Origin of the sequence: Streptomyces sp. NPDC014623 (assembly GCF_043088245.1) — a bacterium.
GTDB lineage: Bacteria > Actinomycetota > Actinomycetes > Streptomycetales > Streptomycetaceae > Streptomyces.
The window spans coordinates 1-16,800 of sequence record NZ_JBIBZU010000020.1; the positions used below are offsets into that span (position 1 = coordinate 1).

General features: G+C 73.1%; 10 protein-coding genes. 7 read left to right on the forward strand and 3 right to left on the reverse strand.

Annotated elements, in window-relative coordinates; genetic code table 11:
• The first annotated feature begins 201 nt into the window (after positions 1 to 201).
• The 5 genes from ACF1FZ_RS27265 (at position 202) to moeZ (ending at position 6,403) form a co-directional block, all read left to right on the forward strand.
• Entirely contained in the window at positions 202 to 1,998 is a 1,797-nt protein-coding gene (locus ACF1FZ_RS27265; RefSeq protein ID WP_391776034.1) for a DUF3492 domain-containing protein, read from the forward strand.
• 34 nt (positions 1,999 to 2,032) lie between these two features.
• A complete protein-coding gene (locus ACF1FZ_RS27270; protein ID WP_391776035.1) occupies positions 2,033 to 3,226 on the forward strand; it encodes a hypothetical protein in 1,194 nt (397 codons plus the stop codon).
• 133 nt (positions 3,227 to 3,359) lie between these two features.
• Complete coding sequence (locus ACF1FZ_RS27275; RefSeq protein WP_391776036.1) at positions 3,360 to 4,325, forward strand: NAD-dependent epimerase/dehydratase family protein; 966 nt, start codon at positions 3,360 to 3,362, stop codon at positions 4,323 to 4,325.
• Positions 4,313 to 5,140 carry a spherulation-specific family 4 protein gene (locus tag ACF1FZ_RS27280; RefSeq protein WP_391776037.1) on the forward strand — a complete coding sequence of 276 codons (828 nt, stop codon included), beginning with the start codon at positions 4,313 to 4,315 and terminating at the stop codon, positions 5,138 to 5,140. The genes ACF1FZ_RS27275 and ACF1FZ_RS27280 overlap by 13 nt, the downstream gene beginning before the upstream one ends.
• A gap of 84 nt (positions 5,141 to 5,224) precedes the next feature.
• Positions 5,225 to 6,403 carry an adenylyltransferase/sulfurtransferase MoeZ gene (moeZ, locus tag ACF1FZ_RS27285; RefSeq protein ID WP_391776038.1) on the forward strand — a complete coding sequence of 393 codons (1,179 nt, stop codon included), beginning with the start codon at positions 5,225 to 5,227 and terminating at the stop codon, positions 6,401 to 6,403.
• Between the two features lie 71 nt (positions 6,404 to 6,474).
• Here the strand turns inward: moeZ and ACF1FZ_RS27290 are convergent, their stop codons facing one another.
• The 3 genes from ACF1FZ_RS27290 to ACF1FZ_RS27300 form a co-directional block, all read right to left on the reverse strand.
• A complete protein-coding gene (locus ACF1FZ_RS27290) occupies positions 6,475 to 8,001 on the reverse strand; it encodes an alpha/beta hydrolase (protein ID WP_391776039.1) in 1,527 nt (508 codons plus the stop codon).
• A gap of 80 nt (positions 8,002 to 8,081) precedes the next feature.
• The gene (locus tag ACF1FZ_RS27295; protein ID WP_391776040.1) at positions 8,082 to 9,671 is read right to left on the reverse strand and encodes an alpha/beta hydrolase; all 1,590 of its coding nucleotides are present in this window, start codon (positions 9,669 to 9,671) and stop codon (positions 8,082 to 8,084) included.
• Between the two features lie 76 nt (positions 9,672 to 9,747).
• A complete protein-coding gene (locus tag ACF1FZ_RS27300) occupies positions 9,748 to 12,501 on the reverse strand; it encodes a lysylphosphatidylglycerol synthase domain-containing protein (protein ID WP_391776041.1) in 2,754 nt (917 codons plus the stop codon).
• A 215-nt stretch (positions 12,502 to 12,716) separates the two neighbouring features.
• On the opposite strand from ACF1FZ_RS27300, the gene ACF1FZ_RS27305 reads away from it, so the two are divergent.
• On the forward strand, positions 12,717 to 13,127 hold the full coding sequence (locus ACF1FZ_RS27305; protein WP_391776042.1) for an MGMT family protein: 411 nt from the start codon (positions 12,717 to 12,719) through the stop codon (positions 13,125 to 13,127).
• Between the two features lie 297 nt (positions 13,128 to 13,424).
• A complete protein-coding gene (locus ACF1FZ_RS27310) occupies positions 13,425 to 16,787 on the forward strand; it encodes an ATP-dependent helicase (RefSeq protein WP_391776043.1) in 3,363 nt (1,120 codons plus the stop codon).
• Positions 16,788 to 16,800 lie beyond the last annotated feature (13 nt).

Sequence of the window (16,800 nt, forward strand, 5' to 3'; positions counted from 1 at the left end):
GGCTCCCCCCCCGTCCCCCCCCCCTCGCCCTCCCGCCCCCCCCGCGGGGGGGGGGGGGGGTCTTTCATGGGGGGGCCCCCGCGGGGGGGGGGGCCCCCCCCCCCCCCCCCCCCCCACCACCGGTGTATCCGCATACGGTCGTCCCGCTGCGAGCCGCCGGGCAACGGCGGCTGACCACAAGGGAGATCGGGGGGTGTACTCGTGCGGATCGGACTCCTCACGGACGGTGGCTACCCGTACGCGACGGGTGAGTCCAGACTCTGGTGCGACCGTCTGGTGCGCGGTCTTCCCCAGCACGAGTTCGACCTCTTCGCGCTCAGCCGCTCCGCCCAGCAGGAACAGCAGGGCCGGGTGAAGCTCCCCGACCAGGTCGGCCGGGTGCGGACGGCGCCGCTGTGGACGCACGGGGGGAGCGCCCGGCACGCCGGCCGCTCCCGAGGAGGCCTGACGGGCAGACTCGCCACCGGCCTGGGGCGTTCGTACGGACGACGGGACCGACGGCGCTTCGAGGCACACATGACGGCGCTCGTCGGCGCGGTCCGCGCCTGCACGGGGGTCGTGCCCACCGCCGGCGGCCCGGATTCCGAGGCGGCCGCCGGCCTCTTCGCGGACGGCATCTACGGCCTCGCCGAGCTGGCCGGGGAACGCGGCGGCCTGCACGGCGCCCTGCGCTCCGAGACGAGCGTGCGCATCGTGGAGTCGGCCTGCCGTGCCCCGGGAACCGGGCGCACCCTCCACGACGCCACCGTCCCCGATCACCTCGCCTTCACGGCCGAGCTGGAACGCACCCTGCGCCCCCTCTCCCTCGACTGGTACGACGAGGACGGCCTCGGCGCGGTCGATCTCTGCCACGCGGTGTCCGGCGGAGCCGCGGCTCTCCCCGGACTGCTGGCCAAACGCTTCTTCGGGGTGCCGCTGCTGGTGACGGAGCACGGTGTGCCGCTGCGGGCCCACTACCTCGCGGCGTCCGAGGCCCCGCTCGGTGCGCCGGCGCGCGCCCTGCTGGCCGGCCTGCACGGACTGCTCGCCTCCGAGGTCTACCGGCAGGCCGCGCTCATCACCCCCGGCAACACACACGTCCGCCGCTGGCAGGAGCGGCTCGGTGCCGACCGGAGCAAGCTGCGCACGGTCTACCCGGGTATGGAGGCGGAGCGGTTCGGGACCGTCGGCGGCGCCGGGGACGGGGGCGGCCCCGGGACGCTGGTGTGGATCGGGCGGATCGAACCCGCCAAGGACCTGATCTCCCTGCTCCACGCCTTCGCGGAGGTGCGCAGGGCGGAGCCGGACGCCCGGCTGCGGATCTTCGGCGCGCAGGCCCGGGGGAGCGACGGTGAGACCTACCTCGCCCACTGTCAGGCACTCGCCGCCCAGCTCTTCCCCGGCGAGGTCGCGGACGCGCACGCCGTCGGCGGCAACCCGGTCACCTTCGAGGAGATCGGCGGCCCCGAGGCGCCCGGTCTGGCGGAGGCCTACGCCGCCGGCGGCGTCGTCGTCCTGTCCAGCGTGGTCGAGGGCTTCCCCATCAGCCTGGTCGAAGCGATGTTCTGCGGCCGGGCCACCGTCTCGACGGATGTGGGCGCCGTGGTCGAAGTCGTCGGCAGGACCGGGCTGGTGGTGCCCCCGCGTCATCCGCGGGCGCTCGCCGACGCCTGTGTCACGCTCCTGCGCGACCCGGAGCGCCGCGCGCGCCTGGGTGCGGCGGCGCGTGCCAGGGCGCTCGAACTCTTCACCGTCGAGCAGAACATCACGGCGTTCCACGGCATCTACCTGGAACTGGTGGGGCACGCCCCGGCCCGTTGGGCGATGCCGCCGGATCCCCTGGACCCAGCCGTCCCTCCGCGCCCGTTCGCCACGCCCCCGGAGGCCCACGTACGGGGCGCCCTGCCTCCCGCACCGGCCGTCGGGGCCTCGGCCGGTGCCTCCCGGGTGCCGAGCTGGGCCATCGGCGCGGAGAGCGTGCGCGCGGGCGCACACGGAGCGGGGGACGGCGATGCGTGACGACCTGAGCGGACACGACCACGGAGGAGCCCCCATGGGCAGAGCGGCCGGTGCCACGGAAGCCGGTGGCGAGCCGGCGGACGCGGGCACGGGCGCGGCCCGATCCGTCGTCCGGGCGCCCGAGATCAGCTGTCGCCCCGCCCGCGGACCCGCGGGCAGGCGGGGTCCCGCGGACCCGGTGAAGGTACTCATGCACCGGCACCGGGCCCTCTGCGAGCGTGCCGTCGACCCCCTGGAGATCGCGGCCGGTCTCGAGGCGCACGGCCTCACCGACCGGACCGTCGCGCGCTACCGGCACCGGGACGTCTTCTCGCTCGCGGAGGAACTCCACGTCCGCGTCCCCGCCGCGGGCGGGCCCGTACTCCGCGCCCCGGGGCCGGAGCGGGACCCCGGCAAGGGCGCGCGGGCCGGACGGGTGCTCCCGGCGCTGCTGCCCGGAGGCGCCTGCCTCACGACGGCGGGGGTGCTCAGGGCCACCGAGGGAGTGCTCGGCGGCGAAGCCCGGTTCGCGGTGACCGCGGCCGGAGGGCTGCTCACCCTTCTCGGGCTCCGGTTCTGTCTGCGCGGGGGCCCGCTGCACGCCCCGGGTGGTACTGGGGGCATCACGCCGTACGTCTGCTGGCTCCTCGGTTACGCCGTGTACGGCGACGGCCTGCTCGCCCAGGTCATCAGCGGCGGTCCCGACGGTCACTGGACCGCCGTGCCCGGCGCCCTGCTCGGACTGGTGCCGGCCCTGGCCCCCGCAGCCTGGTGCGCCCACCTGTTCGCCACGCGGGCACGCCACCGGCTCGCCGCGGCCCACGGCCTGTCGGAGTTCGGCGCAGGCGTACGTCCCCTGCTCCTCGGCACCGTCGCGCTCTTCCTGTGCGCACTGACCGCGCTGCTGTTCCTGGCCGGCCTCGGCCACCCCGGTGCGAGCGGCGGCCTCGCGGGCCCGGTCGTCCTCGGCGTCCTGCTCTTCCTGGCCCGGCTGCTGGCCGTCCACGGCTTCCCGGAACCCGCCGCCACCGGGCTCGCCGCCGCCTGCGCCCTCGAAGTGGCGGCCCTCTTCCTGGTCCTCGCCGGGCGGCTGCCCGGCCTCGGCCTTCTCGCCCGGCCGGTCGAGGTGACCGTCGCGGCGGCCGGCCCCGGCGGTGTACCCGTCCTCGCCTGCGGCGTCGCCACCTTCGGGCTGCTGGTCCACGCATCGGTCACCCTCACCCGGGCGTCCGCCCACGCCTCGGCCTAGCCGGGCCGCTCCGCCCCGTGGAGCCGACGCCGCAGGCCTTCCGCACCGCACACACCTTCCTCAAGGAGACACCGGACATGATCCCCCGATCCCCCGCACCGGCAGCCCGCCGTCGGCACCGAGGGGGCGCACGATGAGGGTTCTGCTGCTCGGAGCGAACGGATTCCTCGGCCGCTTCGTCGCCGACCGCCTGCTCGCCGACCCTGCCGTGCACCTCACGGCACTCGGCCGCGGCGACGACGCCGACGTGCGCTTCGACCTCGCGAGCGGCAGCCCCGGAGCGCTCACCCGTTTCCTGGACGCCGTCCACCCCGGGGTCGTCGTCAACTGCGCGGGCGCCACCCGCGGTGGCGCCCGCGACCTGACCCGCCACAACACCGTCGCCGTGGCCACCGTCTGCGAGGCCATGCGCCGCAGCGGCTGCAGCGCACGGCTCGTCCAGGTCGGCTGCGCGTCCGAGTACGGGCCCTCGCAGCCGGGCTCGTCCACGGCCGAGGACGCGGTGCCCCGCCCGGGAGGCCCGTACGGCGTCAGTAAGCTCGCCGCCACCGAACTGGTCCTCGGCTCCGGTCTGGACGCGGTCGTGCTGCGGGTCTTCTCACCCGTGGGGCCCGGAACCCCGGCCGGCTCCCCGCTCGGCAGGCTGGCCGAGACGATGCGCCGCGCCATGCAGACCGGCGACCCCGAGCTCAGGCTCAGCGGCCTCGGGGTGCAGCGCGACTTCGTCGACGTACGCGATGTCGCGCGCGCCGTGCACGCCGCCTCGCTCTCCGCCGCCCAGGGCGTCGTCAACATCGGCACCGGCAGAGCCGTACGGCTGCGCGACGCGGCCGCGGTCCTCGCCAGGGTCGCCGGCTACGCGGGCGCACTCCACGAGCTCGACACGCCCCCCGGACGGCTGCCCATCGGTGCCCCCCGTACGTCGGCGGAATCGGGTGTGGAGCACCTCGCGGCGACCCCGTCCCCCTATCCCGACGGCTGCGGTGCCTGGCAGCAGGCCGACGTGCGTACCGCCCGGGACCGGCTCGGCTGGCGTCCCCGCATCAACCTGGAGGAGTCCCTCGCGGACATCTGGATGGAGGCGGCATGCCGCATCTGACCAGTACCGGCTCCACTCTGCGGAGCGGCGGCACGGAGCAGCTCGGGGTCGGGGTGCCCGGTTACGCCCATCCGCTGCTCACGCCCGCCGAATGGGACCGGCTCAGCCGGCCGGACACACCGCTGCACTGGGCCGTCCTCACCCTCGACGACGGACCGGGCACCCGGCCCGACCCACACTGCCTGGAGGCTGCCGGCCGACTCCTCGGCACCCGTGAGCGGGCCCTGCGCGGAGCGGAGCCCGAGAACACCGTCCGGGCCTCGGGCGGCAGGCTGCTGGGCCGCATCGACCTGGCCTTCGGCAGCCGGCCCTTCGGTGAACTGATCACCGAGGCCCGGTCCTGCATCGACTGGTACCGAGTCGGCGGCTTCTACCTGGACCACTGTCCGGCCGAACGCGACGGACTCCCGGCGGTCCGCCGGCTGACCAGCACGCTCTGCGCGCTCCTGGCCGACAGCGACAGCGCGGACGAGGGGGGCGGGCGGATGGTCCTGGGCCACGGCACCCACCCGCACCCGGGCTATGCCGAGGCCGCCGACCAGCTGGTGACCTTCCGGGGGCCGTGGACCGACTACCGCTGGTCGCAGGTGGCCGAGTGGACCGCGGCATACGAACCAGGACGCTTCGCGCACTTCGTCCACGGGGTCCCGCGCACGCATCTGGAGGAGGCCATGCGCATCGCCCGATGGCAGGGCGCCGACACGATCTTCTTCACGGATCGGGACGGCGCACACGGACAAATCGATCCATTCTCGGCACTGCCCAGTTACTGGGACGAATTCGTCTCGCGGATCGGACCCGGTATCTCGGAATGAGGAGCGGCGTGGCAGTGTTACGGGAGAACAACCGTACGTAGACGAAGTACGTAGAAACCGACCACCTGCATTGTTGAGGTTCCTGTGTCGCTGCCACCCTTGGTCGAGCCAGCTGCTGAGCTCACCGTCGACGAGGTCCGCAGGTACTCCCGCCATCTGATCATCCCGGATGTCGGGATGGACGGACAGAAGCGGCTGAAGAACGCGAAGGTGCTCTGTGTCGGCGCCGGCGGCCTCGGCTCACCGGCTCTGATGTACATGGCCGCAGCCGGCGTGGGCACGCTCGGCATCGTCGAGTTCGACGAGGTCGACGAGTCGAACCTGCAGCGCCAGGTCATCCACAGCCAGGCCGACATCGGCAAGTCCAAGGCCCAGTCGGCCAAGGAGACCGTGCAGGGGATCAATCCCCTGGTGAACGTGGTCCTTCACGAGGAGCGGCTCGAAGCCGACAACGTGATGGACATCTTCGCCCAGTACGACCTGATCGTGGACGGCACGGACAACTTCGCCACCCGCTATCTCGTCAACGACGCCGCGGTCCTGCTGAACAAGCCGTACGTCTGGGGCTCGATCTACCGCTTCGACGGCCAGGCGTCCGTCTTCTGGTCCGAGCACGGCCCCTGCTACCGCTGCCTCTACCCGGAGCCGCCGCCCCCCGGCATGGTCCCCTCCTGCGCCGAGGGCGGTGTCCTGGGTGTGCTCTGCGCGTCGATCGGCTCCATCCAGGTCAACGAGGCCATCAAGCTGCTCGCCGGCATCGGCGACCCGCTGGTCGGCCGTCTGATGATCTACGACGCGCTGGAGATGCAGTACCGCCAGGTCAAGGTCCGCAAGGACCCCGACTGCGCGGTCTGCGGCGAGAACCCCACCGTCACCGAGCTCATCGACTACGAGGCCTTCTGCGGCGTCGTGTCCGAGGAGGCACAGGAGGCGGCGGCCGGTTCCACGATCACTCCCAAGCAGCTCAAGGAGTGGATCGACGGCGACGAGAAGATCGAGATCATCGACGTCCGCGAGCCGAACGAGTACGAGATCGTCTCGATCCCGGGCTCCCGGCTGATCCCGAAGAACGAGTTCCTGATGGGCAACGCCCTGCAGGACCTTCCGCAGGACAGGCGCATCGTCCTGAACTGCAAGACCGGCGTCCGCAGTGCCGAGGTCCTCGCGGTCCTCAAGTCGGCGGGCTTCGCCGACGCGGTGCACGTCGGCGGCGGAGTCATCGGCTGGGTCAACCAGGTCGAGCCCGCGAAGCCGGTCTACTAGACCGGGACATGACGTAGGAAGGGGCCGGTTCCTCCGCGGAACCGGCCCCCCGCGTATCCGGGCCCGTGACCTCAGGGACAGGTGCGTCCGTCCGCCGGGACCTTCCCTTCCAGGAGGTAGGCGTCGACGAGCGAGGTCACGCAGGCGCTCTCGCCGTAAGAGCCGTGGCCCTCGCCCTCGTTGGTCAGCATGACGCCGACCCCCTCACCCAGCTCGTCCGCCATCCGCCGTGCGCCCTCGTACGGGGTCGCCGGATCCCCGGTCGTCCCGATGACCAGGACCGGAGCGGCACCCGGAGCGCTCACCTCCGGGGTGTCGTGTTCCCCCTCCACCGGCCACCCCGCGCACCAGCCGGCCGTGTCCCAGGCCAGGAACGGGCCGAAGACCGGCGACAGCTTCCGGAATCCGGGGAGCAGCGCCCGGGCCTCGGCGGCCGTCGGCCTCGCCTTGGCGTCGGCGCAGGAGATCGCCCGCTGGGAGTGGGCCTGGGTGTCGTGGTGCCCGCTCCCGTCACGTCCGTTGTACGAGTCGGCCAGCTGGAGGAGGCGGTCACCTCTGCCGCTTTTCTCGGCCTCGTCGAGCGCGGCCGTCAGGGCGGGCCAGCCGCTCTGCGAGTAGAGGGGGGCCACGATGCCGGTGACGGCGAGCGATTCGTCGAGCTCACGGCCCGAGGCGGTCGGCAGCGGCTTCCTGTCGAGCCGCTCCAGCAGATCCGCGATCCGCCGGGTGCCCGCCGCCGGGTCCTTGCCGCGGTCCTTCAGGTAGTTCTCCAGGGCCCGCTGGAAGCCCGTCGCCTGGTTGCGGGCGTGACCCACCGAATCCACTGTCGGGTCGACGACGGCGTCCAGGACGACTCTCCCGACCCTCTCCGGGAAGAGGTGCGCGTAGGTTCCGCCGAGCTGCGTACCGTACGAGACGCCGAAGTACGACAGCTTCTCGTCGCCGAGTGCCCGGCGGATCGCGTCCATGTCCCTGGCGGCGTTCGTCGTGCCGACGTGGGGGAGCACGGCGGGGGAGAGACGCCGGCAGCCGGCGCCGAAGTCCGCGGCGTCCGCGAGGAACACGGCTTCCTCCGCCGCCGTGTCCGGCGTCCTGTCGACCTCGTGGTAGGCCTTCTCCTGCTCCTCGTCCCCCCGGCAGCGGACCCCCGCGCTGGCGGCGACCCCGCGCGGGTCGAAACCCACCAGGTCGTAACGGGTGTTGAGCTCCCTGTACGAAGTGGCGGCGCGCGGCAGGGTGCCCACTCCGGAGCCGCCCGGTCCGCCGAAGTTGAACAGCATCGAACCGAGCCGCTCGCTCTTCCGCGTGGCCGTCTTGCGGATCAGCGCGATACCGATCGTCTCCCCGTCCGGCTTCGCGTGGTCCAGTGGTACGTCGAGGGTGGCGCACCGCCAGCCGGGGCCGGGGGCGGTGCCGCCCTCCGGGGCGTCGCAGTGCTTCCAGTCCAAAGACCGCGGGAGGCCGGGCGCCCCCGAACCGGCCGCCGGCTCCTTCGACTCCCGCGACGGGCCGTCGTCGCACCCCGCGAGGACCGCCGCCACCAGCAGGGCCGCGACAGGCCCCGCCGAGGCGGCCCGGCCCCGTCCCCGTACGCGCATGCGCGCTCCCTCCCCGTGCCCGGAGGCAGCCGCCCGGGAGCGTCCCGGGCGCCGCCGATGTCCGGCCGTCCAACGAACGGTCACCCGCAGACCGTTCCCGGCTCCGGTACCTTCCCCTCGATCAGATAGCCGTCCACGGCCCGCTGCACACAGGTGTTGCCGCCGTTGTACGCACCGTGGCCCTCGCCCTTGTAGGTGAGCTCGATCCCGACTCCCTCGCCGAGCTCGGCGGCCATCGCCTTCGCGCCGGCGTACGGTGTCGCGGGGTCCCCCGTGTTGCCGATGACCAGGATCGGGGCCGAACCGGGTGCGCTGACGTCCGGGGTGTCCCAGGCGCCCTCGACGGGCCAGCCGGTGCAGGACATCAGCCCCCAGGCCAGGTAGTCCCCGAACACGGGGGACACCTTCCGGAATCCGGGGAGGGCCTTCCTGGTCTGTTCCAGGGTGAACCGCTGCTTCGAGTCCGCGCAGTTGATGGCCGTGTTGGCGGCGTTGGAGTTGTCGTAGCGCCCGTCCTCCGAGCGGCCGTTCAGGGAGTCGGCGAGCGCCAGCAGCAGTCCGCCGTTGTCACCGTCCGCCTCGTCCAGACCCTGTTCGAGCAGCGGCCAGGTCTCCTCGGAGTAGAGGGCCGACGCGATGCCGGTGGTGGCCTGGGTCTGCGTCAGCTCCCGTTCACCGAGTCCGGGGACGGGCTTCTTCTCCAGCTGGGCCAGGAGGCGGGCGATCCAGTCCTGGACCTCCTGCGCGGTGGCGCCGGGGAGTCTGCAGTCGTCGCGTCCGGCGCAGTCGGCGGTGAAGTTGTCCAGAGCGAGCTGGAAACCCTCCGCCTGGCCGAGCGAGGACTGCAACGAGTCCTCCTCCGGGTCGACCACGGCGTCCAGGACGGCCCGGCCCACCTTCCCGGGATACAGGTGGGCGTAGACACCGCCGAGTTCGGTGCCGTACGAGATCCCGAAGTAGTACAGCTTGTCGTCGCCGAGTACCTGGCGCATCAGGTCCATGTCCCGGGCCGCGTTCGTCGTGCCGACGTAGGGGAGCTCGTCCCCGGAGTTCTCCTCGCAGTCGGCGATGTAGGACTCCTGGTCGTCGACGAACGCCTTCTCCTCCTCGGCGTCGTCCGGTGTGCCGTCCTGCTCGTACCGGGCGTCGAGCGTCCTGTCGTCCGAGCACTCCACACCCTCGCTGCGCCCGACCCCGCGAGGGTCGAAACCCACCAGGTCGTAGCGGGTGCGGAGCGTGTCGTAGGCGGTACCGAAGGACGGCAGCGTGGCCACACCGGAGGCACCCGGACCACCGAAGTTGAAGATCAGCGAGCCGATCCGCCGGTCCTGGTTCCTGGCGGCGGCGCGGATGAGGGCCAGTTCGATGGTCCGGCCCCCGGGATCGGCGTAGTCGAGGGGGACGTCCATGAAGGAGCACTCCCAGGCCGCCCCGCCCGGCAGCGGCGAAGGGGATGTGCCACCGCCCTGGGCCTGGTTGGGGGCCGGGCAGGGCTTCCAGTCGAGCTTCTGGGAGGTCAGCTCCTCCGTCGTCGTGGTGGGGGCCGCCGTCGACGCGGCCGGCCTCTCCGTATCCCCGTCGTCACCGTCGTCCGAACAGGCGGCCAGCGACAACAGCACGGCGGCGGTGGCGGCGAGGGCAGCGGTACGCGGAGTGGGAGAGGTCCTCATGGACCCATCGTGCGACGGGGCGCGGGGGAACGCGCGGGACGCGGTCCATGCGAGTGGCGCACCCCGCGCGTGTGTTCTAGAGCTCGCCCTTGCGGGTCAGCTGGTTGAAGCAGATCCAGCCGGGGAGCACCGGCAGCCACAGCGTCATCACGCGGTACAGCAGCACGGCCGGCGCCGCGACCTCCTTCGGGAGGCCCACCGCGATCAGACCCAGGGTCAGCGCCCCCTCGACCGCGCCCATACCACCCGGGGTGGGCGCCGCGGACCCGAGGGCGTTGCCCGCGAGGAAGACCACGGCGATGCTGGCATAGCTGAGCTGGGGGACGTCGGGGCCGCTGAACGCGCGGATCGACGCGTCGAGACACAGCACGAACAGCCCGGTCAGCAGCAGCATGCCGCCGATACCGGTGACCAGCTTCTGCGGACGCTGCACCACGTCGAGCATGCGGGGCACCACACCGGCGAACAGCGACCGCACCCGGGTGACGACGAACTTCCGCAGGAACGGGATCGCGGTCACCACCAGCACGAGGACGGCGACCGTGAGCAGGCCCGCGATGACCGTCCTGGACGGGGTGAGCGAGTCCGGGGTCTTCTCCGTGCCCGTCAGGTACCCGAACAGGGCGAGCAGCAGGATGTGACAGCCGAGGCCGAAAAGCTGGGACGCGCCCACGCTCGCGACGGCCAGCCCCGGGCGTACCCCGGCGCGTTGCAGGAAGCGCGTGTTCAGCGCCACACCACCGACCGCCGCGGGCGCCACGATCTTCACGAAGGACCCGGCCACCTGCGCCAGCACGGTCTTCCCGAAGGCGACCCGCTCGGGAACGAAGCCGAGCAGGCTCATGGCCGCGGCGACGTAGCTCAGGGCCGAGAAGCCCAGTGCCGCCGCCACCCAGCCCCACTCCGCCTGCTCCACGACCGTGCCGAAGTCGGCCTCGGTGACCTGCGAGATCAGGAAGTACGCGGCGATCGCACCCGCGATGAAGCTGAAGAGCGTACGCGGCTTGATGCGCTCCAGCCGCACCGGCTCGACGGGCGCCTGCGGCCTGATCAGCAGCACCTGGCGGCGGATCTGGGCCAGCATGTCCTCCTCGCGGGCCTCTTCCAGGGCATCGTCCATCGCCCGTTTCTCGGCCTGCTTCTCCGTGCGCAGCGACTTGCGGACGGCCTTGCGGCCGCCGGCGTCCGGGCCCGCTTCCCCGGCCTTGGTCTGCTTCGCCGCCTGCGAGGCCTCCAGCACCGCCTCCCGTTCGCGCTGCGAGCGCTCCCGGGCGATCCTGCGCAGCGTCGCCCGGGTGGAGCGGCTGAGCGCGATCGGCTGGAGCAGCGGCAGACAGTCGGCGACGGCGTCCGGCCCGAGCACGGCGAGTGCCCCGGTGACGGCCCGTTCGGCTCCCACCCGGAGCCCGGTGGTGGTGAGCAGCTGGGCGACGTCCATGCGCAGGACCAGGTCGCCGGCCGCGATCTCGCCGCCCCGGAGGTCGGTGACGAACACCGTGCCGGAACCATCCACCAGGAGGGCGTCCCCGGTGAGCCTGCGGTGCGCGATCCGTCGCGACTGGAGCGCCTTCACCTGACGCCAGGCTCCCCGCACCAGGTCGTCGGTGATCTCCTCGTCCTCCATCGCGTCCAGCGAGCGCCCGCCGATGTGCTCGTACACGAGCATCACGGCGTCGGGGCCGAGTTCGGACGTGGCGATCAGCTTGGGCGCGTCGGCGCCGGCGGCGATCGCCGCGTACGCGAGGAGCGCCTCCTGCTCCAGGGCCTGGCGCAGCGACTGGATGGAGCGGCGCTGGGTGATGCTGCGGAGGGTGAGCCTGCGCCACACCCGGTAGAAGAAGCCCTGGGCCTGCTGTTCACGGTCGACGACCGTGACGTCCAGTGGTGGCCCGTCCTCCAGGGTGACCAGATAGCGGCGGCCCCGGTCGCTCTGCTCGACGTGCTCGGGAGCGTCCTCGGTGCGCATCGCGGCGACCGGACGGAACCCGACATGGCGCAGACCGGCCATCAGGTGCTGGCCGGTCGGGCGCACGTTCGGCGAGCCGACCGCGTACAGCGTGCCGTACGCCACCGTCCAGCCGATCAGCACGGTGAGGACGATCGAGAACGGCGTGGTGTAACCGCCGACCAGCATCGCGAAGGCGTCCAGGAGCAGCACCACCCACAGCACGACCCGCCAGCGCGGTCTGCGGGCCATCCCGACCGCCGTCATGTAGGCGATGACGGGCGCGAGATACCCGTGCACGGGGTCGGTGAGCGCGTCCCCCGGCTGGGGCTGGGTCAGGGCCTCCCGGATCGTCCCGGGGGCGGACCGGGCGACCCAGAGGTCGGTGGCCAGGGTCACCCCGTGGGCCAGCACGGCGGCCAGCACCCCGTCCGCGATCCGCAGCCCGTCGCGTTTCACCAGGCGCTCGATCGCGAAGGCGACCGGCACGAGGAGCACGGCGATGCTGGACACCAGGCCCGCGAGTTTGATCAGCAGGTCCGGGGCCTGGTCGGTGCCCTTGGAGATGTCGTCCTCGAGACCGGTGGTGGTCCCCTGGGCGAACGCGGCGAGGAAGAACAGCAGAGCGATCGCGAGGACTCCGACGAGGAGCCGCAGCAGATCGGAGGGACGGTGGACCCGGGCGGGCAGCAGGGGCTCGTCACCCGAGACCCGGTCGGTCAGACCGGCACCGCCCGACGCGAGGGTCGAGCCCGAGAGGTCTTCCTGGGCGCGCGCGGGAGCGTCCTCGGCGTCCGGGGCACCCGCGGTCCGGGCGTCCGGGGTGTCGGACGCGTCCGGACGCGGCTCGGCGTCAGAGGCGTCCGCCGCCTTCGGTGGCTGCACGCCCTGCTCCTTAGCCTCTGATGGATCTTCGTGTTCTCGTATCACCGGTCACCGCCCGCACGATGGTGGCACGGCCTGCAGACAGAGGGGGGCATCAGGGTGCATTGCGCGGGTGCGATGCGCAACATACGCGGCTTCGCCGACGCGCGCACGGTGTGTGACCGGCACGACACCGGGGAGGCCGGTTGTCGGTGGCGTACGGCAGGATGGGCCGGATGAGCGAAGACCGGACCAGCGGCAGCCGGACCGGGGCCGCGCCCGCCGGCCCCGTGACCGCCGAGCTGCCCGTCTACGCAGAGCGGGTCCTGGACGTGGCGGACCTCATTCCGCCCGGCCGCGTCATGACGTACGGCGATGTCGCGGAGTGGCTCGGTGACGGCGGGCCGAGACAGGTCGGCCGGGTGATGGCTCTGTACGGCTCCGCGGTGCCCTGGTGGCGTGTGGTGCGCGCCGACGGGGCCCTGCTGCCGGGCCATGAATTGCGGGCGCTCGGCCACTACCGCGAGGAGGGCACCCCGCTGCGCGCATCGCCGCGCGACACGGACGGGCACGTCCCGCGCCTCGACATGAAGCGCGCGAGATGGGACGGCGTGACCGGCCACCCGGACGAGGAAGCTCACACCTGACAGCTTCCGCCACCGCGCCGCGCCGGGCCGGTGAGCGGGGCGCACCGGCGCGCCGGACTCCACACGGGACGGGGGACGATGTGACCGGGGACGCGTCCCGTCGCCTGATTTCCGCCTCACCGCTGGCGTAGCGTCGTCCACACGCGGCACGCTCCGCTCCCTCATCCGTCTCCCCGTCACCGGGCCGTCTCCACCAGGCCCACGACCCGGCACCGTCCAACGACCACCGACCCGGCCCGTCACCCCACGGCCGGTAACCGCGCAGACCCAGTACACCCACCAGGACCGGCGACCCACGTGAGCTCCTCCTCCACCACCCGGAACAGCCCGCACCGTCAAGCACGGCGGCGGGCCCCGGGCGCGTACCGGCTGGTGCGCACGCCACCGGGCTCCGTGGACCCCCCTCTCCTGGACGCACCGCAGCGCGCCGTGGTTGATCACCGGGACGGCCCGCTGCTGGTCCTCGCGGGCCCCGGCACCGGCAAGACCACGACGCTGGTCGAGACGGTCGCCCGGCGCGTGGCGCGGGGGACCGACCCCGCCCGCATCCTCGTCCTCACCTTCAGCCGCAAGGCGGCGGTCGAACTGCGCGACAGGATGGCGGCCCGGCTCGGCGGCACCCGGGGTCCGCAGGCCACCACCTTCCACTCCTACTGCTACGCCCTGGTCCGTGCGCACCAGGACGCCGACCTGTTCGCCGAACCGCTGCGCCTGCTCTCCGGACCCGAACAGGACGTCACCGTCCGCGAACTCCTCGCCGGCCAGCTCGGCCTGGAGCAGGCAGGGCTGGCCCATGTCCGCTGGCCCGACGAGCTGCGGGCCTGTCTGACCACCCGGGGCTTCGCCGACGAGGTGCGCGCGGTCCTGGCCCGCAGCCGTGAACTGGGCCTCGGCCCGGACGCTCTGGCCGCCTTCGCCCGCCGCACCGGCCGCCCCGACTGGAGCGCCGCCGCCCAGTTCCTCGCCGAGTACCTGGACGTCCTCGACGCCCAGGGCGTCCTCGACTACGCGGAACTGGTCCACCGGGCGGTCCTGCTCGCCGAACGGCCGGAGGTGGCGACGGCACTGGCCCGGAATTACGACGCGGTCCTCGTGGACGAATACCAGGACACGGACCCCGCCCAGGTCCGGCTGCTGCACGCGCTGGCCGGCAACCCGGGGAACGCCGCGCCGGGCGCCGGCGGAGGCCGGACGCTCATCGCCTTCGGCGATCCCGACCAGTCGATCTACGCCTTCCGGGGCGCCGACGTGAACGGCATCCTGGACTTCCCGGACACCTTCCGCCGCGCCGACGGAGCACCCGCCCCCGTCGGGGTCCTCACCACCTCACGCCGCTCCGGCGCGAAGCTGCTCGAGGCCACCCGGCTGCTCACCCGCCGGATGCCGCTCACCCGCCTGCCCTCGGACAAGGTCCGCGCCCACCGCGATCTGTCCGCCGTGCGCGGAGGCGGCCGCGTCGAGACCTACACCTATCCGACGCCCTCCACCGAGCTGGAGAACATCGCGGATCTGCTCCGGCGCGCACACCTGGAGGAGGGCGTGCCCTGGAGGGACATGGCGGTCCTCGTACGCGCCGGCGGACGCTCGATCCCAGCCGTGCGCCGGGCACTCACCTCGGCCGGAGTCCCGCTGGAGGTCGACGGCGACGACCTCCCCCTGCGCCACGAGCCGGCCGTCGCCCCGCTCCTGACCGCCCTGCGGGCCGTCGCCACCGCGGCGCTGCACACCACCGCGCCCGGAGACCCGAAGGACGGTGCCGGAGCCGACGGTGACGAGGCGGCACCCGGCCGGCTCGACACCGAGACCGCCCTCGCCCTCCTCACCTCGCCCCTCGGTTCCATGGACGCCGCCGACCTGCGCCGTCTCGGCCGGGCCCTGCGCGACGAGGAGAGAGCCGCCGGGAACCGTGTACCACCGCCGTCCGGGGAACTCCTCGCCCGGGCGCTCGCCGAGCCCGAGCGCCTCGTCACGCACGACCCGGCGTACGCCCGCGGAGCCCAGCGGCTGGGGACGCTCCTGCGCATGGCCCGTGAGCTCCTCGAGGGCGGCGGCACCGCCGAAGAGGCCCTGTGGACCCTGTGGAACGGCACCCCCTGGCCCGGCCGTCTGGAGCGCGCCGCACTGCGCGGCGGTGCGGGCGGCCGGAACGCGGACCGGGACCTCGACGCCGTGTGCGCCCTCTTCGAGACCGCCGCACGTGCCGAGGAACGTACCGGAGGGCGCGGCGCGCTCAACTTCCTGGAGGAGATCGACGCCCAGGAGATCGCCGCCGACACCCTGTCCCGGCGTGTCGTGCGTCCCGACGCCGTACGCCTGATGACCGCGCACCGCTCCAAGGGCCTGGAATGGCGCCTGGTGGTCGTCGCCGGAGTGCAGGAGGGGCTCTGGCCCGACCTGCGCCGCCGGGGATCGCTCCTGGAGGCGGACCGGATCGGCCGCGACGGTCTCGCCGAACCCCTCACCCCCGGAGCCCTCCTGGCCGAGGAGCGCCGTCTGTTCTACGTCGCCGCCACCCGGGCCCGTGAACGCCTCGTGGTCACCGCTGTCAAGGCACCCGCCGACGACGGTGACCAGCCCTCGCGCTTCCTCAGCGAGCTCGGCGTCGAACCCCGGGACGTCACCGGACGCCCCCGGCGCCCGCTCGCGGTCGCCTCACTCGTCGCCGAACTCCGGGCGACGACCGTGGACCCCGCCGCCTCGAAAGCCCTGCGCGACGCCGCCGCACTCCGGCTCGCCCGGCTCGCGGCGCTCACCGACGACGAAGGCCGGCCGCTCGTGCCCGCGGCGCACCCGTACCGCTGGTGGGGCCTGGACGAACCGACCCGCTCCGAGGTCCCGCTGCGCGACCGGGACCGCCCCGTCACGCTCTCCGGCAGCGCGCTCGACCAGCTCGCCAACACCTGCGCCCTCCAGTGGTTCCTGGGCCGCGAGGTGAAGGCCGACGCCCCGGCGACGGCGGCGCAGGGCTTCGGCAACGTGGTCCACGTGCTCGCCGACGAGGTGGCCTCCGGACGTACCGCCGCCGACCTGGACGTCCTGATGGAACGCCTGGACTCCGTCTGGGACGGCCTGGTCTTCGACGCCCCCTGGAAGTCGCAGCAGGAGAAGGACCAGGCGCGTGCCGCCCTGGAACGCTTCCTGCGCTGGCACGTCATGGACCGCACCGGCCGCACCCCCGCCGCCAGCGAGCACGACTTCGACGTCACGCTCGAAGCGGGCGAGTACGCGGTGCGTGTCCGGGGTTCCATGGACCGTGTCGAACAGGACACCGAAGGCCGGGCCTACGTCGTCGACTTCAAGACCGGCAAGGGAGCACCCACCAAGGACGAGGTGGCCTTCCACCCCCAGCTCGCCGTGTACCAGCTGGCCGTCAGGGAGGGCGCCGTCGACGAGGTCTTCGACGGCCGCCGTCCGGAACCAGGAGGCGCCGAACTCGTACAGCTGCGCCAGCCCGCCCCGAAGAAGGAGGGCGGCGACGCCCTTCCGAAGGTGCAGGCGCAGGAACCCCTCTCCGGAGAATGGGTCCATGACCTGCTGGCCACGGCCGCCGGCCGGGTCCTGGACGAACGGTTCACCCCCACGACCGGCCAGCACTGCACACACTGTGCCTTCAAGAGCTCGTGCAGCGCGCAGCCCGAAGGCCGGCAGATCATCGAATGAGCGTCCCGCGCGG